The sequence below is a fragment of the Thermococcus sp. 2319x1 genome (assembly GCF_001484685.1).
In the GTDB taxonomy this organism is placed as follows: Archaea; Methanobacteriota_B; Thermococci; order Thermococcales; family Thermococcaceae; genus Thermococcus_A.
Genome location: NZ_CP012200.1, coordinates 680,146 through 700,186, shown reverse-complemented (window position 1 = coordinate 700,186; position 20,041 = coordinate 680,146). Strand labels below are relative to the sequence as shown.

The 20,041-nt window shown below is 47.3% G+C and carries 22 protein-coding genes and 3 pseudogenes; 5 read left to right on the top strand and 20 right to left on the bottom strand.

Annotated elements, in window-relative coordinates:
- Positions 1–64: 64 nt before the first annotated feature.
- Both ADU37_RS03935 and ADU37_RS03930 read left to right on the top strand, forming a co-directional pair.
- Positions 65–1,291, top strand: coding sequence for an inorganic phosphate transporter (locus ADU37_RS03935; RefSeq protein ID WP_394325717.1), 1,227 nt, complete (start codon positions 65–67; stop codon positions 1,289–1,291).
- Positions 1,292–1,296: 5 nt separating this feature from the next.
- Positions 1,297–1,983 carry a TIGR00153 family protein gene (locus tag ADU37_RS03930; RefSeq protein ID WP_058946386.1) on the top strand — a complete coding sequence of 229 codons (687 nt, stop codon included), beginning with the start codon at positions 1,297–1,299 and terminating at the stop codon, positions 1,981–1,983.
- Positions 1,984–2,046: 63 nt separating this feature from the next.
- On the opposite strand, the gene ADU37_RS03925 is transcribed toward ADU37_RS03930, so the two are convergent.
- From ADU37_RS03925 to ADU37_RS11590, 4 genes are all read right to left on the bottom strand, one after another.
- Positions 2,047–2,274, bottom strand: coding sequence for an Lrp/AsnC family transcriptional regulator (locus ADU37_RS03925; RefSeq protein WP_004066764.1), 228 nt, complete (start codon positions 2,272–2,274; stop codon positions 2,047–2,049).
- Positions 2,275–2,360: 86 nt separating this feature from the next.
- Entirely contained in the window at positions 2,361–2,810 is a 450-nt protein-coding gene (locus ADU37_RS11600) for an acetamidase/formamidase family protein (protein ID WP_238981999.1), read from the bottom strand.
- A 6-nt stretch (positions 2,811–2,816) separates the two neighbouring features.
- On the bottom strand, positions 2,817–3,005 hold the full coding sequence (locus tag ADU37_RS11595) for a hypothetical protein (RefSeq protein WP_238981998.1): 189 nt from the start codon (positions 3,003–3,005) through the stop codon (positions 2,817–2,819).
- A 31-nt stretch (positions 3,006–3,036) separates the two neighbouring features.
- Positions 3,037–3,267 (bottom strand): acetamidase/formamidase family protein, encoded by a 231-nt coding sequence (locus ADU37_RS11590; RefSeq protein ID WP_238981997.1) that lies wholly within the window; start codon positions 3,265–3,267, stop codon positions 3,037–3,039.
- A gap of 58 nt (positions 3,268–3,325) precedes the next feature.
- On the opposite strand from ADU37_RS11590, the gene ADU37_RS03915 reads away from it, so the two are divergent.
- Entirely contained in the window at positions 3,326–3,970 is a 645-nt protein-coding gene (locus ADU37_RS03915) for a hypothetical protein (protein WP_058946385.1), read from the top strand.
- On the opposite strand, the gene ADU37_RS03910 is transcribed toward ADU37_RS03915, so the two are convergent.
- Positions 3,953–4,264, bottom strand: coding sequence for a hypothetical protein (locus tag ADU37_RS03910; protein ID WP_058946384.1), 312 nt, complete (start codon positions 4,262–4,264; stop codon positions 3,953–3,955). The genes ADU37_RS03915 and ADU37_RS03910 overlap by 18 nt on opposite strands.
- A 119-nt stretch (positions 4,265–4,383) precedes the next feature.
- On the opposite strand from ADU37_RS03910, the pseudogene ADU37_RS03905 reads away from it, so the two are divergent.
- Positions 4,384–5,029, top strand: a pseudogene (locus ADU37_RS03905) (IS6 family transposase).
- A 222-nt stretch (positions 5,030–5,251) separates the two neighbouring features.
- Here the strand turns inward: ADU37_RS03905 and ADU37_RS03900 are convergent.
- The 13 genes and pseudogenes from ADU37_RS03900 to ADU37_RS03840 all read right to left on the bottom strand — a co-directional run bounded on the left by ADU37_RS03900 (position 5,252) and on the right by ADU37_RS03840 (position 17,036).
- Positions 5,252–6,778 (bottom strand): hypothetical protein, encoded by a 1,527-nt coding sequence (locus ADU37_RS03900; RefSeq protein ID WP_144433196.1) that lies wholly within the window; start codon positions 6,776–6,778, stop codon positions 5,252–5,254.
- A gap of 186 nt (positions 6,779–6,964) precedes the next feature.
- Positions 6,965–7,318, bottom strand: coding sequence for a hypothetical protein (locus tag ADU37_RS03895; RefSeq protein WP_144433194.1), 354 nt, complete (start codon positions 7,316–7,318; stop codon positions 6,965–6,967).
- Positions 7,319–7,512: 194 nt separating this feature from the next.
- Positions 7,513–7,665, bottom strand: a pseudogene (locus ADU37_RS03890) (50S ribosomal protein L15e); the annotation flags it as partial.
- 89 nt (positions 7,666–7,754) lie between these two features.
- Complete coding sequence (asd, locus tag ADU37_RS03885) at positions 7,755–8,762, bottom strand: aspartate-semialdehyde dehydrogenase (protein WP_058946380.1); 1,008 nt, start codon at positions 8,760–8,762, stop codon at positions 7,755–7,757.
- A gap of 53 nt (positions 8,763–8,815) precedes the next feature.
- Positions 8,816–9,079: pseudogene (locus ADU37_RS03880) on the bottom strand (threonine synthase); the annotation flags it as partial.
- Positions 9,070–9,948, bottom strand: a complete 879-nt coding sequence (locus ADU37_RS03875) for a homoserine kinase (protein ID WP_058946378.1) — start codon at positions 9,946–9,948, stop codon at positions 9,070–9,072. The pseudogene ADU37_RS03880 and the gene ADU37_RS03875, both read right to left, overlap by 10 nt.
- 24 nt (positions 9,949–9,972) lie before the next feature.
- Positions 9,973–10,422 (bottom strand): hypothetical protein, encoded by a 450-nt coding sequence (locus tag ADU37_RS03870; protein WP_144433192.1) that lies wholly within the window; start codon positions 10,420–10,422, stop codon positions 9,973–9,975.
- A gap of 71 nt (positions 10,423–10,493) precedes the next feature.
- Positions 10,494–11,597, bottom strand: a complete 1,104-nt coding sequence (locus tag ADU37_RS03865; RefSeq protein ID WP_058946376.1) for an aspartate kinase — start codon at positions 11,595–11,597, stop codon at positions 10,494–10,496.
- On the bottom strand, positions 11,597–12,607 hold the full coding sequence (locus ADU37_RS03860; RefSeq protein ID WP_058946375.1) for a methionine synthase: 1,011 nt from the start codon (positions 12,605–12,607) through the stop codon (positions 11,597–11,599). The genes ADU37_RS03865 and ADU37_RS03860 overlap by 1 nt, the downstream gene beginning before the upstream one ends.
- Position 12,608: 1 nt before the next feature.
- Positions 12,609–13,538, bottom strand: coding sequence for a 5-methyltetrahydropteroyltriglutamate--homocysteine methyltransferase (locus ADU37_RS03855; RefSeq protein ID WP_058946374.1), 930 nt, complete (start codon positions 13,536–13,538; stop codon positions 12,609–12,611).
- The gene (locus ADU37_RS03850) at positions 13,535–14,533 is read right to left on the bottom strand and encodes a methylenetetrahydrofolate reductase (protein ID WP_238981996.1); all 999 of its coding nucleotides are present in this window, start codon (positions 14,531–14,533) and stop codon (positions 13,535–13,537) included. Before ADU37_RS03850 ends, ADU37_RS03855 begins: the two co-directional genes overlap by 4 nt.
- 52 nt (positions 14,534–14,585) lie before the next feature.
- Positions 14,586–15,695 (bottom strand): cystathionine gamma-synthase family protein, encoded by a 1,110-nt coding sequence (locus ADU37_RS03845; protein ID WP_238981995.1) that lies wholly within the window; start codon positions 15,693–15,695, stop codon positions 14,586–14,588.
- A 756-nt stretch (positions 15,696–16,451) separates the two neighbouring features.
- Positions 16,452–17,036, bottom strand: coding sequence for a 50S ribosomal protein L15e (locus ADU37_RS03840; RefSeq protein ID WP_058947622.1), 585 nt, complete (start codon positions 17,034–17,036; stop codon positions 16,452–16,454).
- A gap of 151 nt (positions 17,037–17,187) precedes the next feature.
- On the opposite strand from ADU37_RS03840, the gene ADU37_RS03835 reads away from it, so the two are divergent.
- Positions 17,188–18,258, top strand: a complete 1,071-nt coding sequence (locus ADU37_RS03835) for an mRNA surveillance protein pelota (RefSeq protein WP_058946371.1) — start codon at positions 17,188–17,190, stop codon at positions 18,256–18,258.
- Here ADU37_RS03835 and ADU37_RS03830 read toward each other — a convergent pair whose 3' ends face one another.
- Positions 18,259–19,245, bottom strand: coding sequence for an AIR synthase family protein (locus ADU37_RS03830; RefSeq protein WP_058946370.1), 987 nt, complete (start codon positions 19,243–19,245; stop codon positions 18,259–18,261).
- Positions 19,223–20,038: a 7-cyano-7-deazaguanine synthase gene (locus tag ADU37_RS03825; protein ID WP_058946369.1), complete on the bottom strand. Its 816-nt coding sequence runs from the start codon at positions 20,036–20,038 to the stop codon at positions 19,223–19,225. The genes ADU37_RS03830 and ADU37_RS03825 overlap by 23 nt, the downstream gene beginning before the upstream one ends.
- Between the last annotated feature and the right edge of the window lie 3 nt (positions 20,039–20,041).

The following is a 20,041-nucleotide window of genomic DNA, read 5'->3' as shown; positions in this document are numbered from 1 at the left end:
TGGCTATATTCTATTGCGGCAAAGTATTTATATACGTCATGTTCAGCCTGCCTTGGTGATGAAAATGATCGAGCTGCTTAGCGATCCCTGGTTGCTCATCACGATTGTGGCTGGTCTCTTTATGGCATGGGCAATAGGTGCAAACGATGCCGCAAACTCAATGAGCACAGCCGTTGGAGCCGGAGCGATAACACCAAAGCAGGCAGTTATAATAGCGGGCGTGCTTGAATTCACCGGTGCTTACCTCTTCGGAAAAACCGTTACCGAGACCGTAAGAAAGGGCATAATTGATGCTTCTCGAATAACAGAGCCCCATGTTATTGTTTATGGCTCTATTGCCGCTCTTCTTGCAGCCTCTTTGTGGTTGCTGTTTGCGTCAAAGTTCGGATTGCCGGTGTCAACGACCCACTCCATTATAGGAGGTATAGTTGGTTATGGCATGGTATATGCCGGGACTTCAATAGTGAATTGGGGCAAGATGGCGCAAGTAGTTGCCAGCTGGATATTATCTCCGATATTCGGTGCAATAGTTGCATTCGTAGTCATAAAGCTCGTTTCCAAGACCATACTCCAGCAAAAAGATCCAGTAGAAAGCGCTAAAAAATGGGCACCCGTATGGATAGGATTGGCGTTTGTGGTTATAGGATCGATGTTCTATATTAAGGTCATGCATGGAAATTCTCTCTTCGTTGCAGTAAGCAGGTATGGTCTTGCGGCAGGAATTGGAGCGTTTTTGATCAGCTTTGCACTTTTGAGAAGAAACTTCAAAGCGACCGATCCATACTTGGGAGCTGAGGCGATATTTAGAAATGTTCAAGTGCTAACTTCCGCCTACGTTGCCCTGTCCCACGGTGCAAACGATGTTGCAAATGCAGTTGGACCGGTTGCAGCAGTTTATGCAGTCGCAACCATGGGATTGGCTGGAATGAAGGTTCCGGTGCCTAGGTGGATTTTGGCAATGGGTGGTTTAGGAATAGCCATAGGAGTGGCAACTTATGGATACAAAGTCATGGAGACAGTTGGAAAGAAAATCACCGAGCTGACGAACACGAGGGGATTTAGCATAGATTTCTCCGCTGCAACGGTAGTGCTAATAGCCTCTTGGTTGGGACTGCCAATCTCAACAACACACACTGTTGTCGGGGCCGTTATAGGTGTGGGATTGGCAAGGGGGGTAAAAGCAATAAACAAGGACATCGTTAAGGATATAATCATATCTTGGTTTGTAACAGTGCCCGTAGCGGCTATAATTGCGGGAATTGTGTTTAAGGTATTAATGATTGTGGGGTGAAAATAATGCAAGTTTGGACAAAATTATTCGCTAAAAGCCCGTTTAAGCCCTTGATAAAGCACGCTGAAGTTGTTTTAGAGACTGTGGAGACCCTTGAGAAGGCCCTTGAGGCATGGGAAAAGGAAGAATACGAGACAATGAGAGAATACGCAAGGAAAGTAGACGATCTAGAGGACTTTGCCGATAAAATCAAGGAGGAGATAAGGGATAGCTTGAGTTCAAAACTCTTTATGCCCGTTAACAGAGAAGACATCTTGAGGTATCTTCAGATGCAGGATAAGATAGCAGATGCTGCCGAGAACACGGCAAAGTGGCTTCTGGTTAGAGACCCGAGCGATACTCCCGAAGACCTCAGGGTGGAAGTGAAAAGTCTAATAATGAAGATGAGCCATGAAAGCATTAAGGCAGCAAAACTCGTCCACGAAGCAATAGTTCAAATGGACAGAGTTATAGAAAGCGGATTCGGTGAGAAAGAAATTGGGAGGGAGTACGAGATAATCAAAGAAATAGAAAGCGTGGAGCACAAGGTAGATGAACTAGACACCAAGTTCATGGAGATAATTTTCAAAAACTCTTCCAAGTTAGACTGGGGGCTTGGAATGTACCTCCTCAACATTGCAAAAACACTAAGCAACATATCGGATAGGGCAAAAGATGCAGCAGAAAGAATAAGACTGATGATGAGCAAATGAACCTCTCTGGTTTTCTGCTTTTTTAAGTTCCAAATTCTCAAGGAAAAGTAAGAAGAGAAAACTTCAGATGGCTATCATGGTTGAGGTCATCTGTATCTCTGGCATCTTCCTTATTCTTTCCGTTATGAAGTGGTCGAGGTCTTTGAGAGTATCGGTTTCAACCTTAACTATGAGGTCGTATTCTCCATAAACCACATACGCCTCTTTTACTTCCGGATAGGTAAGAAGTTTCTCCATAACTTCCCTTTCCTTTCCAGCGGCTGTCACCATCAAAATAAACGCCGTCACCATAGCTTACCACCAACAATATTTGGTTTTTTGAGTATTTAAGCTTATCGTCATCGATAAGGAAAAAATGACAAATCAGGGAAAGCTAATTATTCCAAAGATAAGGCATTTAGAACCTCTTTCGCCGATACATACTCCTTTGGAATCCTAATCCTCACGGTCTTTTTTGGATCTACCAGCTGACTGATCTCGACATCCAAAATGAGACTCCCAAGCATATAGGCTTCTTCCCAGCTTAAGCCTAAGGCCTTTTGAAGAACCTCAACGCCAAGCTCGGTTGCCTGCTTAATAGCATCCCACAAGTCTCCATGGGACACGATTATATAAACTGAATCCTCTGTTTCTAGCACTGGATATGGAGGGGCCATTCCCTTTACGATGCTAACCCTTACCGTTACTTTTCCAGGGACCTCACAGGCTGAAACACAGATCTCTCCATCCCCCATTACTGCGTGGAGGTCTCCAAGGGCCAGTAAACCTCCTTCAACAAATACTGGCAGATAAAGGGTAGTGCCCTTTCTTATGAGCTTGGTGTCCATGTTCCCTCAATGCTTGCCTGGCTCCCCGCATGGGATTTCCTCTGGAGAAGCAACACCAATTACACCTATCATAGGCTTTGCCGGTATTCTGATGTCTCCAAAGTAAACATAACCGTCTTTGATTTTGCAGACCTTAGTTTTCGGCTCTTTGACCTCGTCCCCTAAAACTCCTGCATTTGGTGCAATAACAACCACTCCTTTATCTGCAACTTCTATATCCAGAATATCAACCCTTAATGCATCCCCCCGGTTCGGCGCCTTTTACATAGAGCGGCCCTGTTGCGGGGTTTACTTTTGAGAAGTCAACGGCTTCAAGAGTTTGCTCTTCAGAACTTATCTGGTTGGAGAGGGCGTCCAAGGTTTCAAAAACCACTACCTCCCCGTTTTCTGCTTCTGCAATGGGCTCAAGATTTGGGCCAAATGCAAAGATATGCTTAGATTTGTCTATGAAGATCATACACACCACCAGCTTTAAAATATTCCAGCAATGTTAATTAAACTATCGGGGAAGAAAAATGGAACATCTCATAAGTCAGAAGGAGCTCAAGAAGTTCAAAGAGCTTCTCGGGAAAAAGGGAATTATGCTCGAAAAGTTCTACTCTAAAGGAACGACTAGTTTAGTGTTTACTGGAAATGCAGATGATAAAAAGGTTATCATAAAGCTCGAAAGGCCTGATTCACCGAGAAAGAACTTCAAGAGGGAAGCGGAAATTCTGAAGTTTCTTGAGAGGGAAGAAATAACGCCACGCTTGGTGGATTATGGCGTCTTCGAGGGCAAAGAGTTTCTCGTTAGAGAGTTTGCCGAAGGTGATCCTCTGCTTTATGCAACTCCTCGAAAAAAGCACATACTTCAGATACTTGAAAAAACATACCGCCTCGATGCTCTGGGTATTGATCACGGGCAGATACAGGGAGGAAAGCACATCATAATAGGGGACACCGTCTGGATAATCGACTTTGAAAAAGCGGGCTTTAGAAAGCCAAAGAACGTAACCTCCGCCATGGCAATGATGTTTCTCAACGACAACACTATTGCAAAAAGGGTTAGGGAAAAATTTAACCTGGATACCCGCTTCCTAAACGCTTTACGAGAAGCTCTGGGAGAATATAAGAGGACGAAAAACGTTGAGAAGATCAGGGAGCTATTTTCTACTCTTTAATCTGTCCCAACCCCATATTGAAAGGGGAATCAAAAATGCCGCAACGATAAGTCCTATTCTTGGATCAATGAGGTACTCAAAGAGGAGGATTATGAAAATCGTTATGCCAATCATAACAAACAAGTCCCGATCAAAAATTCTGGATTTCGCGAGGATGTTCATCTCCCTGGAGATATAAGCAAGATACAGAGGGATTCCCAAGGCAGCTATTGCTACACCAGCATAGCTCTTGGAGACGATTGAAACAATTAGGCCGATTAAAAGTATTCCCAAGACAGCGTATTCACTCTTCATGGAGTAGAGGTCATCAATTAACTTTAAATAACTTTGGGTTTTCCCAAAGATACTGTTAGGATAAGCGGAGGGGGCGTTAGGTTTAAGTTTCTGGTACTTCTTCAGAAAAAGGGGGAGAGATGAGAGCTGAAATCATCCTATACTGCTTGTTTTCAGCCTTAAAACCTTTTCGCCGGAACAAAATCCCACCAGAAAAGAAAAATCAGGGCAGTAGAATTATTGCAGGGCCTCAGTTACTGGCAAGTTGGAAGAATACTGGAAATCAGCCACACAAGAGCCGAAACAGTTCAAAAACTAGCGGAAGCAATTTACAAGCCAAAAATCCTCACAGTGAGGAAACAGAGGAATTTTATCGCAGTTGATGAGACTGTAATAAAAATCAATGGACAGAAAAGATTTCTCTGGGCTGCGATTGATGTTGAAAGCAAAGAAATCCTCGCAGTCTGGATTACAGCCACCAGAAACTGGTGGGTTGCTAGAGATTTCATTCTGGTTGTTTTAAAGTCCTGTGAAGGGCGGCCTGTTTTTCTGATTGATAATGCTAGGGTACAAGTCTGCTTTTAAATCCCTTGGGCTGGCTTATGTTCACGTAACTTTCGGGCCAAGGAATAGTATTGAGCGCTGGTTTAGGACTGTGAAGGAGCGGACAAAGCGTTTCTGGAATAATTTAGGAGTAGCGATTGGGGGGTTCAGAGGTTTATTTTTCTGTTTGCCTTCTGGTATAATTTTGTCAGGATTCATTCTCGGTTTAATGCTCCGCCTTGAAACATCGCTGAATGGGTTCAGGAGGTGATACCCAAGTTATCCTAACAGTATGCACCAATCAACCAAAAAATTTAAATGCATATAAATCTAACGACCTGATGGGAACTAGGGTTTTACTCCTATAAGCGGTTTGAAGTTGCTTTGTTGGCTTCCCACTAAGCTTAGGGAACCGGGAGTTGATATGAGATATAAAAAAGTAGAAAATGATGGATTAACATTCTATTAGAGACCTTTATCTTGTTTACGCTTTCTCCAGAAGTAACCTATTGAAAATATCACAATTATCGCGAGAATGTAAACTGGGTATTTAATATTCTTTTCCTTATTAGAGACAATGGCATTAATCTCTGGCTTGTTCTTCTCCCAGTCTCCACCATACAAGCTTAAAGCAATCAAAGCATAAGCATAACCGTCAAAGCTTAGACTTTCCCCACTACTTTGTAAAAATTCGATTCCACCATTAAACCCTTTATACCCGGTTTTATTTGCTAGGTACAACCAAATCAGGGCTATTGAGGTTGAATATACATCATGATTCCATGATTTATCCAGCTTGGGGAGAGGGATTATGTAGTAAGTTCCATTGGTTTCAGAAAAGTGGAGTATTTGGGAGGCAGCGTAAGAACGAAAGTTTATGTAGTTCATAGGGAACTCCGGGTAAATCTTCATACTTTTGTTGATTATCCCCAACTTCTTAAAAACGCCTGACTTTTGAGGATTTATCTTTCGCAAACCCTCTATCTTTAGAACTGCAATCTCCTCTTCGGGATTTAATTGGAGCTCAATTTTCTCGTTAGCAACTCCCCGGATTACTTTACTCTCCTCCCACATTTTGTTTATCAAAGAAAAGCGAAGGAATTTGAGCTCATACTTGGTACTATAATTTTCGTAGAAGACGAAGAGCAAAGTTGTGTTTTCCAAGTACTGAGACTGCTTAAAGAGCGAACTAAAGAACTCTAAAGTTTCATTATTGAGCTTAAAGCCTTCTTCTCTTAAGTAAAGTAATGGTAAACTTAGGCTTTCATAGGGCATTCTGAAATCCCTGTAGGGCATTGGAAAGAGAAAACCTACAAAAAGATTATCAAAAGCATAGTTTCTGGTTAAGTTCTTTGTATTCAGGTTAGCCCTAAGCCATTGCCAAGAATCAGTAACATTGTAACCGAGTCTATGTAACAGGGCAGTAGCATAAGCTGTTGCTACTAAGCTTGGAAACTCTCCAATTCTTTTAATTCCGCTCCGCTCCCAATCAATGTAAACTGTAGACGTCCAATACTCGTTTGTTTTGTTAGCCAAGAGAAATTTAATTCCCTTGATTACAACTTCGGAGTTTGGGCTTTCTCCAGCCTCAAGAAGAGCCAGCAGAGCGAGAGCAGTTCCAGCGGCTTTGGATTTCTCCCAGTAAACCCATTCACCCTCAGCCCTTGAGTAATCATCGGTAATTATTGGGGGGAATGAACCATCTTCAAACTGTTTTGATTTTATTTCTTCGACTAACCTTTGAAATTCTGGAGAATTCTTTGGAAATTCGCTTCTTGCAAGAGCTATGACTTTAAGACATGTTAGATAAAAGTCATCACTCTTTTCAACAAAATCATAACTTGATATTCCGTAATTTTTGGAATGAGAGTAGAGCGTTTTCATTTGGTAATCTTTTTCCACAGGAACACTTTGGACTAATGAAAAAGGAAGAGAAAGTAAAAGCACAAGAACTACAACTACAAAGATTTTTATCCTGAACTCCAACTTCATCTTTAATCCCTCCCTATACCTCCAAAGTTGCTCTTTAGTGATTGGTATTCCCAAAAGACAACCCCTTCAAAATAATTCAGTGCGTCATTTATAACTATCAACATTACAGCTACAAAACCAAGGCATCTTGTGATACCCTTTGTATCATCATATGCTTGTCCAACATTCCAAGCTTGGCAACAAGTGTTATTTTCTGAATTCCTCTGGGGATGCAAAACTCCTCCAAAGTTTTGAGATCAAATAAGGATTGATCCACCCACTAATATCTTCTCCAGTAGTGCAAGCTGTTGTTGTATAATCGGAGAAATAAGGTCCAAATGTATTTACGATAAATCCCGAATTTTCTATGTAGTCTTCCAAAGCTGAGTAATATTCATAAAATCTCTCTCTTTCTCCAAATCCTTGGTTATAGCTTAAAAATACTCCATCAACATCCCAACTCTGGAGAGTCTCCCTAACATTTACTGGATCCTCTGTGTTGTATGGATGTTGGGGAGTTTCCACTATTACATAACACTTTTTGGAGTAGGGTATCTTCAACACTCCAATATCACCTCAGTCTATAGTTCCTATTATGACTACTTAAATTTTTTGATTTTTAACACTCTTATTAGTATTAATGAAATTTCACCCTGTTATTCAGGTTTAGTTTGACCATCTAAAATCACAAATTGATAATTAGAGATTAGACCTAAATGCACAGATCTAACAGAAAAGAGAATAAGAAAAGCAAATCACTTGCCCCTTCCTCTGTGGGCCCTGATACTTGGTCTAACCTTTTCAGCACCCTTACCCTTGTTGAGCAGACCTCTGCTTCTCTTTCCAGCGCTTGTGAGTCCTCTAAAGACCCTACCCTTATGGGCCTTTCCGGCAATCCAAGCAATCTTCAGGACTACAAGCCCGAGTACTTCCCGGCTTTGGGGAACTACTGGCCTTTTCCCTTTTCTTGGGACCATTAAGGGAAAGAAGAGAGAGGCTACTTCAGATAGCCGAGCCTGTAGGCCATTTCAGCGTTTAGAACTGAACCTCCAGCTGCTCCCCTGACGAGATTGTGGCCTGTTACGACGTACTTGAAGCCCCCTTTGCTCTCCTCGAGCCTTCCGACTGTAACCGTTAGGCCCCTTCCCCTGTCCCTATGGAGCCTCGGCTGAGGAACATCGGAGTAAACTATGGGTCTCTCGTAGCTTGGAAGGCCGAGATCTCGAAGTGGGTCGAAGGATTCGAAGGCCTCTCTAACCTCCCCCAGACTCCCTTCCTCGAGCTTGATGAAGACGGCCTCCGTATGCCCGTGCAGTACTGGAACGCGGGTCGCTATGGCACTTATTTTGAATCCGGCGGGCTTTATCTCTCCTCCGTCGAGCTCGCCAAGGATTTTCCTGCTCTCGTTCTCGATCTTCCACTCCTCTCCCTGGATGAGGGGGATTACGTTGTCCTGAATTGCCAGGGCAGAGAGGCCCGAATAACCTGCCCCACTTATTGCCTGCATCGTTGCCACGTTTACCTCTATGATTCCAAAACCGCGGAGCGCCGCGAGTGAGACAGTGAGTATAGCTGTCGAGCAGTTCGGGTTCGTCACTATGAAGCCTTCCCAATCCCTTTTTTCCCTCTGAACCTCTATCAGATTAAGGTGCTCTCGATTTACCTCTGGGATTAGTATCGGCACATCAGGATCGTAGCGATGGCTCCTCGCGTTGGTGAACACAGGAAGGTTTTGAGCGAGCTCCTCCTCCACCTCCTTTGAGATCGATGCAGGGAGGGCGTTGAAGACGAGGTCAACGTCCGGGTCCTTGAGAAATTCGGGAAGGGAAATCACCTCCACATCTCTGAACTCCTCCGGCGAATCCTCGACCAGCTCTCCGTACTTCTTTCCGGCACTCCTCTCAGAGGCAACCAGTTTTTCAACTCTAAACCAAGGATGCTTAGCCAGTAGCCTCACGAAAGTTCTCCCTACCATCCCAGTTGCGCCTAAAACGGCTGCCTTCACCTTATCACCTCCTTGAAAGCCTCAAGTGTGGGCTCTGTCGGCTTGGGGAGGATGAAGCAACCCGTCAGGTTGTTGCCCTCGTTCTTTGCGTAGAGCTTTGGAACTCCAAGTTCTTTTCCAAGGTTCTTAAGACGGTATAGAGGCATACCGCCCTTATTGAGCAAGACCCTCTTCTTCACAGGAAGCCAGCTCTCGTACTTCCAGAGCGTGATGTTTTTGCCATCGAAAACATCCTCGAGCAGTCCACCACACTCGCACCTGTACCTCAGCTCATCCTCGGGATACTCCCTACCGCATTCTATACACTTCAAAACCAAGAGGCACCCCTCCCGGCGTGAGTAACGTAAACCTCGGCCTCTATCCCAATATCCTCAAAGGCTTCTGCGATCGCTTTTCCAATACTCCTAAGATCCTCCCCGAGGGCAAAGACAGCAGGTCCAGAGCCCGAGATGAAGGCCCCGTAGGCTCCGGCATCGAGGGCGGCTTTTCTAACCCATTCGAACCAAGGCATCAGCCTCTTCCTGTACGGGAAGGCTATTCTGTCGTCGAGGAGCCTGCCCACTGTTCTAAGGTCATTGGCAATTAGCGCCCTCACGAGTGCCCCAGCTAACGCCAAGTTCCTTAAGGCGTCTTTTCTGGGAATTTTCTCCGGCAAAACCTTCCTTGCCTCGCTCGTCGGAACTTCAAAGTCAGGCAAAACCACGACAAGCGAAAAATCAACCGGTATTCTGTGGACTCTAAGGGGCCTTAGGGACTCGATTATAGTGAAGTCTCCGTAGTAAGCCGGAATCACGTTGTCCCCGTGGACGCTTCCAGAGGCTGCTTTCTCCCCCTCAAGGGCCGCTTTTATTATCAGCTCGTCATCCTCAATGCCGAGGACCTTTGCAGCGGCCAGCGCCCCGGCGAGTGAGGATGCACCTGAACTGCCAAGCCCGCTCTTTGGCCTTATCCCCTTCCTGAGCTTCATCTTTAGGCAGAGCTCTTCTCCGACTAGGGCGGTAAGGGCCTTCGCCGCTATAAGGGCCACGTTGTTTCTGTCCGCTGGAACCTCAAAGCCTTTCACCTCTATCTCCCACTCACTGGATTCCTTAAACTCCAGCTCGTCATAGGGCTCCTCTATACCGACCCCAAAGACGTCAAACCCTGGCCCAAAGTTCGCTATGGTCGCTGGAACTAAGACCCTCATTGACCACCACCTCGTGTATCCCCTTCACAGCATCGGGGAGCCCTTCAACCGGGACCCAGAAGGCTCCTTACGTCGTTCCTTCCCACAGCCGCTATCCCCAAAATCCATCCCCAACCCTGTGCACCACGATGGGCCATTCCTCCCCCGAGATCTGTCACAAGAGTTCCCGGCCTCCAGCTGTCTGTTCTCCCCAGAAGGAACGGCATGCAAGGCCTTTTCCAGCTCTGAAAGGAGGCTTTCTACCTCGGCTCTCACCCTTTCCGGAATCTCTCTGTCCTTGGTGGTAGATAGAAGCAGCAGATCCTCGGTGACATCCTTGAGTGCAGAAACGACAACTACGACGTTGCTGTTCTCATAGAGATAATCCCCCAACTTCAGGGCACTCCAAAAAGAGTCCCTTACCGAGCCCCCTCCGAACTTCACGACGTTGAGTTTCCTGATTACCGATGGCCGACCGCCTTTCTCTATCCACACCGGGAGTGATATAAAATTTTCTGGAAATTTGTCAGAAAAATGACAAAGATACAAAGAAACTCCCCCCGGATTTAAATATTATTCGCTGAAGCTTCTCTTTCATGAACGATAGACAAGGTTCTGGGCAGGTTTACCCTACCACTCACCAACAGGAGGTGGAGTCTGTTGAGGGTGCTGCCAAGACGGGACGCTGGGACCTCGATCCTTGCCCAGGGGATCCCACGCTCGGAACCATTCTCGGATTCAAACCCCGGAATCTCAGGGACTCCAACAGCTGTTATGACTGCTTTCTCGCCGTTGATCCTGTGAACTAGGATGGGCAGGCTGGATGATTCGTAGCCCGCTATGGTCCCCATACTCCAGTCCCTCGTTCTGCCGAAGATTATCGGTATTCCCCGCACAACATCAATTGCACCGTGGTGTATTGCCTTCATTCCGGCCTTCGAGGCCACATAAAGCTCTTCGTAGGAGACAAAGGGTATAAGCTTGGCCGAGACGACCCTTCTGGGATCCGCCGTGTAGATACCATCGACGTCGCTCATTATCAGGACGGCTCTCGCTTTCAATCCTTCACCGAGCACTGCAGCAGTGTAGTCACTTCCCTCCCTTCCAAGCGTTGTTCTGAGGCCACAGTATGAGCCTATGAATCCTGGAACAACTGCAACCTTGCCACTTTCGAGGGCCTCCCCAACAACCTTGAGGTTTCTGGAAGTCTTGCCCATGTCCACGTTGGCGTTCCCGAAGTTTCCGTCCGTCTCTATTATCTCCCACGGCTTGAAGAGCTCCACTGGTATGCCTTCCCTCCTCAAAGCCTCGGTAAACGCTAGTCCCGAAAGCCACTCTCCGTATGAGAGGATATGGTCCCTGTAGGCTTCAAAGGACGGGAAGTCCTCTCTTGAGAGGTTCTTGAGCTCCCTAAGCGGGTCGATAAAAACTTCAAAGGAAATCCCGTACTTCTTCGCGAAGTCCTTGTGGACCCTCTCTATCCACTCAAAACCCTTTCTTGTGCTTGAAAATTCCAGCAGGGCGTCGGTAACGCCCTTAATCGCTGAAACCACCACAGCCACTTCGTTCTCGTCCCAGAGGCGGGAGACGAAGGTAACCGCCTCCTTAAAGTCGTCTTTGACCGAGGTTCCTCCGAACTTGACTACGAGTCTCCCGCCCGAGTAGAGCACTATACCTCCCTCCTGAAGGGTATGGAAGTTTTGCCCTCCCTTGCCAGCTCTCTTCTGACGATCTCAACGCCCTTAACCATGTTCACGAGCTTCTGGTAGGCGATGCTCCTGTCGAGGAGCTTCAAGCCACAGTCGGGGTTGATGTAGAGCCTCTCTGGCTCGACGTACTTCATGACCTTGCGAATGGCCTTCGCTACTTCCTCCGGAGTCTCGATGCGCGGGTTGTGGACGTCAATGACTCCAAATCCGAGCTCCTGGTGGGTGAGCTTCTTGAGGTAGTCCAGATCGCGGAAGTTCCTGTTAGCGGCCTCGAAGGCGAACTGTGAGACCTTTATGTCCTCGAAGTAGTCGGCGAGCAAGTAGTAGTTCGAGTAGCAGACGTGAAGCCCGAACTTTACCTTAACACCCTTGACGGTCCTGTTTATTGCTTCAATAGCTATGGGAACCTCGTCTGGGTGGTTGAGCATAGCCGGCTCATCGATCTGGATAAAGGTCGCACCCTCTCTTTCCAGGAGCTTGAACTCCTTGTTCAGGATTCTTGCCAGGTCAAAGACGAACTCCTCCTTGCTTGAATAATACTCGTTGAAGCTCCACTCGGCTATCGTGTAGGGCCCGGTTACCGGAACTTTAACTACCTCCCTGGAGGTGTTCTCCTTTACCCAGCGGAACTCGTCGAGGACGAGGGGTTCGCGGTATTCGAGCTTTGAGACTGCCGCTGCCTTGTTGAAGTAAGCGTTTCCCCACACCCTAACTGGCCCGTAGAACCTGAAGCCAGATATTTTAGCGGTGAAGTATTCCGTCATCTCGCTCCTGCCCATTTCACCATCCCACGGGATGTCAATGCCCGCCCTCTCGTGCTCCCTGAGGACGGCTACGCTCGCGTCCCTAACGGCCTCCCTGAAGTCCTCTTCCGGCAGCCTGCCGAGCTTGTGGAGGCTGTACATCCTCAGGAGCCATCTCGGTTTGGGATAGCTCCCTATGATGCTGGTTGGGAGTATTGGAAGCTCCATTTCACTCACCCCCAAGCCTTCCGAGAAGTTTGAGCTTTCTCCAGGCGACGCTCTCCGGGAGGAAGTCCAAGAGCGTGTTAGGAGTGACGTAAATCCGACTGTACTTCCTTAGATAGAGCCTAAGCTTGTCCTGCAAACGATCCCTGCGCTCCATCTTGGTCTCCCTTGCATCTACTATGCCCAGACCGAGCTCTCCGGAGTAGTTTTCAGGAACCGAGCCGCTGATGAGGTCAACGTTCAGGATGATGTTATCGGGAAAAACCTGTGGGGTTCCGAAGTAGGTAACGACCCAGAGCTTCTTGACCCTTGAGAGGCGCTCTATAATGGCTTTGGCGGTCTCCTTCGATACCTCGTCGCTCTTCTCCCTTGTGGCCCTTGATAGCTCAGCCGCCAAGGCCGGTTCCTGGAGCTCCACCAACTCGACCGGAAGCTCCTTGATGGCCTCTTCAATCACTCCTGCATAAGCCTCTGCGAGCTCGTCAAGGCTTTTGTAGTACTCGTTCAGGGAGTGGTAGGCCAGCGTTATCGGGCCGGGCAGGACGGCCTTAAATGTCGCCTCGGGGTAGACTTCCTCCTTGATTGCAAGCGCCTGGTTCAGCCACTCCGAAAGGGGATTCTCACGCAAGGAAAGATTCCCCCTCACGACAGGCGAGCGGTAGAAGAAGTTGTTCTCATAGAACTTGAACAGTCCGTTGACCTCAACTCCCTCTATGAACCTTACGAATGGGTTGAAGATGTCGTCCCAGCGGTAAAGGCCGTCGGTGATCACCTGTATCCTGACCTCCCTGAGCTTGATGAAGGCCCTCCTCGTATGCTCAAGGTAGGCTTTTTCGAGGTCTCTCTCCTTAAGTCTTCCTATCGAGTACTCCTCGATCTTCTTAGCCAGGGAAACGGGTCTCGGAAGGCTTCCAATAAGGGCTGGCACTATCATTCAAACACCCCCTCGATTATTTCTCTGGCCTCCCTCCAGAGGCCCAGCCATTCCTCCAAGCTTCTGGAGCTAACTATGAGATTGAGACCTCTTACGGCCTCCACGGCCTTCAGCTCCTCCAGAAGGACCTCGAACGGCTCATCTCCTACAGGTATACCCAGAGCCCTAAGGAAGGGCTTTATCTCCTCCTTCATAGGGTAGAGCACCGATGCGATTATCGGGACATCAACTTCGGCGTATTTTTTGAGCTCTTCAATGATCTTTGAAATCCCAGTTGCACTCTCCCTTGCTGCCACCACCTGTGTGAAGAAGGCCTCACTCCCGGCTATCAACTTCCTTGCCAGTCTCTTGGCTTCTATCTTAGGCCTGTAGTGCGGGTTCATTACGCTCGCAACCCTAGGCCTGTCTTCGACTTTGAGGACTTCCTTGGTAGGCATTACACCGGCAAATACGAGTCTGGCCAGGCGTATCAGGTTCGAGGCGTCAACGTCAAAGACGGGTCTGCTGGGTACTGCAAAGCTCGGCCAGTCGCCAGTTGTAAGCAGAACGGCTTCACAGCCGAAGACCTGGGCGGTCCTGAGTTCTGATGTCAGGGCGTTCAGGTTCCTATCCTTTGCCGTTATGTGGGGCATAACTCCAGAGCGCAGTTCTAGGGATTTGAGGTAGCAGGCCACTGCAACGGGATCGTAGTGGGGGTAGCCGAGTGGATTGTCCGGCACGGTTATCAGGTCAGCACTGATCCCCCTGAAAACCCGGAGCGACTCATGGGGCTTTGAGACAGCTGCCACTGGGAACTCCACGCTGAGTGCCTTTCCTTTCTCCAGGTTCTGCCAGAAGACCGAAGCTCTCGGTATAGAATCTCCGTTCACAAGGTCCTCAAGCTCGAGGAGCAGTGGGTGTTCTTCAAAGAGATTCGCTGGGTTCATTTTGAACTTTTCCAGTACTCTGACCCATGGGCACTCCCTTCCATCCACTTCACACTCTTCGTTCAGCACCCCTCCACAAGGGCCGTTCAGGAGGTCCTTTGGGCACGTTGTCACCCGAATCTCAACCACCCCTCAGGGCCCTGTCTATGTCCTCGATAAGGAGATCGGTGTCCTCAACCCCAACGGAGAGTCTTATCAGACCGGGGGTGATTCCGAGGAGCCTGCGTCTATCCTCGGGCATCGATTTTGCGGCACTTATCACTGGATAGGTTGCCAAGCTCTCGGTACCTCCGAGGGAGGGTGAGGGGAATACTCTCTTCAGCCTCCTCAGAAATGCTTTAGCTCCACTCTCTCCCTCCCTATGGAGGAAGCTTAGAACGCCGCCAAAAAGGTGCCTTGAAAAAATCTTGCTGGCTGTTGAATGGTAGGGATCGCTCTTAAGCCCGGGATAGTGAACTTTTTCAATCTTAGGATGCTCGCTTAGGAATTCAGCTATTGCCTGAGCACTTCTGCTCTGCCTCTCAAAGCGCAATTCTAAGGTTTTAAGCCCCCTTATTACCAGCCAGGCATCGAAAGGCTGGATTATCGATCCAAGCCTCCTCCTCCAGTGCCAGAGGTTTTCGGGATCAAGGTCGCCCCATATCAGAGCCCCCCCTATAACGTCGTTGTGGCCCGCTATGTACTTGGTGAGGCTGTGGATTACCCCATCGGCCCCCACTTTTAGAGGTTTGAAGACCAGCGGCGAGAAGGTGTTGTCAACGACGACCGTTGCCCCAACTTCCTTCGCCCGCTTTATGACTTCAGGAACGTCTATGACCTTCAGGGTCGGGTTGGTAACAACCTCGGTGAGGACCAGCTTGGTATTCTCTGTTATTGCCTCATTGAGGGCTTCTGCACTCGGATATGCAAGCTTAACCCTCACTCCAAATTTCCCCAGCTCCTCCGCGAGCTGGATCGTCGTTCCATAACCCTCCATTGGGAGAACTACCTCGTCGCCAGCTCTGAGAATGGAGAGGTAGATGGTGCTGATAGCGGCCATTCCGCTGTTGAAAGCCAGGGAGTCAACTCCTTCTTCTATGAGGGCAACATTCTTTTCCAGAAGCCTTACCGTTGGATTCTCTTCCCTGGAATACTTGAGATCGAAACCTCTGTCCGAGAGCTCTGTCTCGCCTGCCTGCTCGAAGGCGATCGTGAGGTATATCGGATCATGGAGGGGTCTCACGGTAATCACCTATATACCCTCCCCCGTCATCTTTATATACTTTTCGACATATTTTTTGATACTAAATATTCCTCATAGTTATTCAACTTGAAGTAGTTAGAAAAAAGACAACAGAAGCCTTTATTTTGGCCGAAAATTGACATGAAAATGTCAATAAAAATTTAATTTTGAGATGTCATAGGCTGAATGCAAGCACCCTCTGGGCGTAAAGGCCGGTCGGGAGAACGATCAAGGGCGAGCTTTTTTGTAGAGATTTCCCCTCTGAAATCACGGCATCTCCGACCGTCCAGTTTTGAGCGAGCGCATTGTATGGATATGTGGTGGTTGAAATCATAACAACAAAAGATTGCCAGACTGATGGATTTCCACAAAATAGTATGTCATCCCCGATGTCGTAGAGACGTAGCTAAATTCTACCGTTACTCCCATTTCCATTGTGCTCCCAATGGAAGCCTTTTTCCATGTGCCTGCCCCAATGTCAATCCAATCCCTGGTTCCCCCAATTACCGGTATCCTCCTGTATGTTGGTCTCCGCGAGAAGTACTTTGCGTTTTAATGAAGTCCCTTAGAACGGTCTCCTTTTTTACGGGCCCTTCTACGATGTAGTAATATGCTCTACCGTTGGTATCTTTTGTTAGAATGAACCAAAAGAGGCCCAAGTAAAAGAGTTGCACAATGATGCAACGGATTGGAATCAGAACCTGAGGAAGATCCAATCGGACTTTAAACTGTTAATAGAGAGGCAATTAAAAGAATAGAGGGGCGTCACTTGCCCCTTCCTCTGTGAGCCCTGATACTTGGTCTAACCTTTTCAGCACCCTTACCCTTGTTGAGCAGACCCCTGCTTCTCTTTCCAGCGCTTGTGAGTCCTCTAAAGACCCTACCCTTATGGGCCTTTCCAGCAATCCAAGCAATCTTCGGATCGCTCTTGATGACCGGGTGGTGTGGATCCACTAGGATAACCTCAAACCACTTGTACATACCGTCCTCGCCAACCCAGTATGAGTTGAGAACCTCAAGGTTGGGGAACTTTCTCGCGGCTTTTTCCTCAGCAATCCACTGGAGGGACTTCTTTGGTGAGTACTTTACTTGACCCATCTTTGAGGGCTTTCTTCCACCCTTCCACCTTGGCCTCTTCCTTCCACCTTTTCTCACTCTAACTCTAACAAGAACGTAACCCTGCTTTGCCTGATATCCTAAGCTCCGAGCCCTATCAAGTCTGGTTGGTCTCTCAATCCTAACGACGCTTGGCTCCCTTCTCCACTTAATCATCCTCTGCTTCAAGAGTTCTCCAACGTAGCTCTTTTTTGGACTCTTCCAGGCTTCCCTAATGTATTTGTACATTCCCATCTCGTTCCCTCCTTCCATGTTTGTGGTTCTCCCTTCCGGGAACATCCCGCGGTTTCCACCGCCTAGTCGTGGTGAATAAAGGGTATTGCTTTTTAAAAGTTGCGCCTCATTATTTAAAAAGCAAGCCGCAAATTTTGAGCTGGTGGTGAGAGTGAAAATAGTTCATCAAGATCCCAAGGAGGGCAAAATCAAAGTCAAGGTGGAGACGCTCGATGATCTCTGGCATCTCTATCACATTATTGAAGAAGGGGATGTTGTTTACGCCAAAACCCTCAGAAAGCAGAGCCAGAGGAGTGATTCCCTAAGACCCGAAAAAGTCCAAGCGATACCGGTGTTTCTCGGGGTTAAAGTGGAAAAGGTAAATTTCCACAGGTTCGCAAACGCCCTAAGGATAACCGGCCCCATAGTATATACCTCGAGAGAGGAGGTTCCTCTCGGCAAATACCACACAATAGCAGTTGAAGAGAACGATACAGTAACAATACAGAAAGAAAAATGGAAGAGACACCACCTCGAGAGGCTGGAAGAGGCAGTCAAGGCCTCCCAGAGAGCTAAGGTTATGATAGTTGTAGTTGATGAAGGTGAAGCTGACATAGCTGTGGTTAGAGAGTATGGAGTTGAGATCACAGCAAATGTCACTCACAACCTTGGGGGGAAGAGGTATAATGCTGACAGGGAGAGCGAGGAGAAAAAGTTCTTCCACGACCTTGCAAGAACAATGATCGAGATTATGGAGAGGGAAAAAGTGGACAGAGCTATTGTAGCAGGACCGGGATTTGCAAAGGAGAACTTTTACAAATTTTTAAGTGAGAACTATCCAGATCTAGCCGAGAAGGTTGTTATAGAAGACACAAGCGTTACGGGAAGAACCGGCATCTATGAGGTAATCAGGAGAGGCACCGTTGATAGGGTTTACCACGAAAACAGAGTCGCCAAGGAAGTTCAGCTTGTAGAAAAGGTTATCGAAGAGATTTCCAAAAACGGACTGGTCGCTTATGGCTTGAAAGAGGTCGAAGAGGCCGCAAACTACGGGGCTATAGAGACGCTTTTAGTTCTGGACGAACTGCTAAAGGGGGAGCACAAGGAAAAGATAGAGGAGATAATGGAGTTCGCAAGGGGCACAAGGGGAGAAATAGTAATAGTAAGCTCGGAACACGAAGGCGGCGAAAAGCTCAAGGCTCTTGGTGGCATTGCCGCACTGCTGAGGTATAAGGTGAAGTGATTAGTATATATCCGCATATGCATCTCTTTCAAATTCCGGGAACTCCTCTTTCTTGCCGTTTTTAATCAATACTCTTTCCCTTTTTTCTGTGAATCTCCCAATGACGAAGGCCCCTATTCCGTTTGTTTGGAGCTTTTCGATTAATTCTCCCGTATTTTCTCTTGGTGAGATAATGATTAAAGCGCCGGTTGAAGATGCAGTTAACGGATTTGCGCCGTAGAAGTTCACAACCTTCTCCACAAGCGGATGCATGTAGAGGTTCTCATAATAAACCTCAAACCCCACTCCAGAGTTATCGGCTATTTCATGCAAAGCCGTTAAGCCGCCTTCAGTTGCATCGTGCATTCCCCTCGCAAGTTCTCTTGCCAAAAGTGCATCTTTAACAACGCTCTCAAGCCTGTACATCTCCCTTAGAAAAGAAATTTCTGACGGGGAGAGTACGCTCTTGAGTTCCTCGGCTTTAAACCACGCAGCCCCGACTGCGAATTCTATCGCAATCCCCTTTGTGATAACTATGTCATCTCCCGCCTTAGCTAAGGGAAGCTTTAGTTTATCCTTTCTCACGATTCCAATAGCAGTTGTTGTGGCTGTAAAGTCGTTAATGGTTTTATAAACGCCAGTGTGACCCCCCACTATGGAGGTTTTATATTTTTTGCACTCCCCTTTAAGCTCCTCCATAGTAGCTTTCAGCTCTTCCTCTTTGGCTCCGGGGGGCAAAAGGAGGTCAACGATCAGCCATCTGGGCCTTGCTCCAAAAACGGCCACGTCACTTGAAGCGAAATGATATGTGAAAAAACCAAAGTGCTCCCTTGGAACCCCGAGAACTGGATCAGTGGCAATCACAAGGTAGTTGGCCTCATCATATTCCAGAACAGCTGCGTCAAAGCCCTCTTTTGGCCCAACGACTATTTTCTCATCACCAACGGGAAGGTCAGGTAGAATTATTTTTCTCAAAATTTCGTTTCTAACCTTCCCCGGAGGGAGCATTGGTGAGCCTCCTTTTAATGTTTTCGAGGGCAGTTTTAGTTTCTTCAAGCACTTTTTCATTACATCCGTGGCACATTATTCTGAAAGACGGCACACGAATGCTCATCCTCACCTTATGCTTTCTTGCAATTTTGCTTATCTCGTAATTTGCTTCATAAGCAATGTCAAAATACTCCTCCCTTATTATCAGCTCCTTGTCGATATACTGCAGAGGGCATCCCTCCCTCCACTGCCTCCTTCTTCCGTATTCATACATCCTAAAAACTCTTAAATTTGCCTCTTTTGTAAGGGCTTCAACTTCTTCAGCCGTGTAGTTTATCAGAGGTCTCAAAATTGGAATCCCAATCCTCGGAATGGTGCTTAATCTATGATCTCCTTCCCATTGATCCAGCAGAGCGCCTTTTATTTTGTCGTTTGCATTGTCCCCTTTGGCAATTATGTCAAACCCATTAATTCTTGCAAACCAGTAGGTGTTTTTAAGCATGACCTTTTTACAGTGAATGCATATAGGCCCCTTTTTTCCGAGAGAGTTTCTCAGAAGGCTTTCGGTTATGTCAACGAGGTAATGCTCTACTCCAAGGGAGGCTGTAAATCTAAGCATGTGTGGAAGGGGCTCTCTCCAGCTCCATCTGTGAATGAAAGTTATTGCAGAGGTATTTAAGCCGGCGTTTTTGAGGAGATAAAGGGCTAAACTGCTATCCTTGCCTCCGCTAAACATAAGCAGAATCTTCTTTTCATAGAGGCCTTCTCTACTTGCAAAGTCCTTCAGTTCCTCTATGGCCTTAGAGAGCACGGC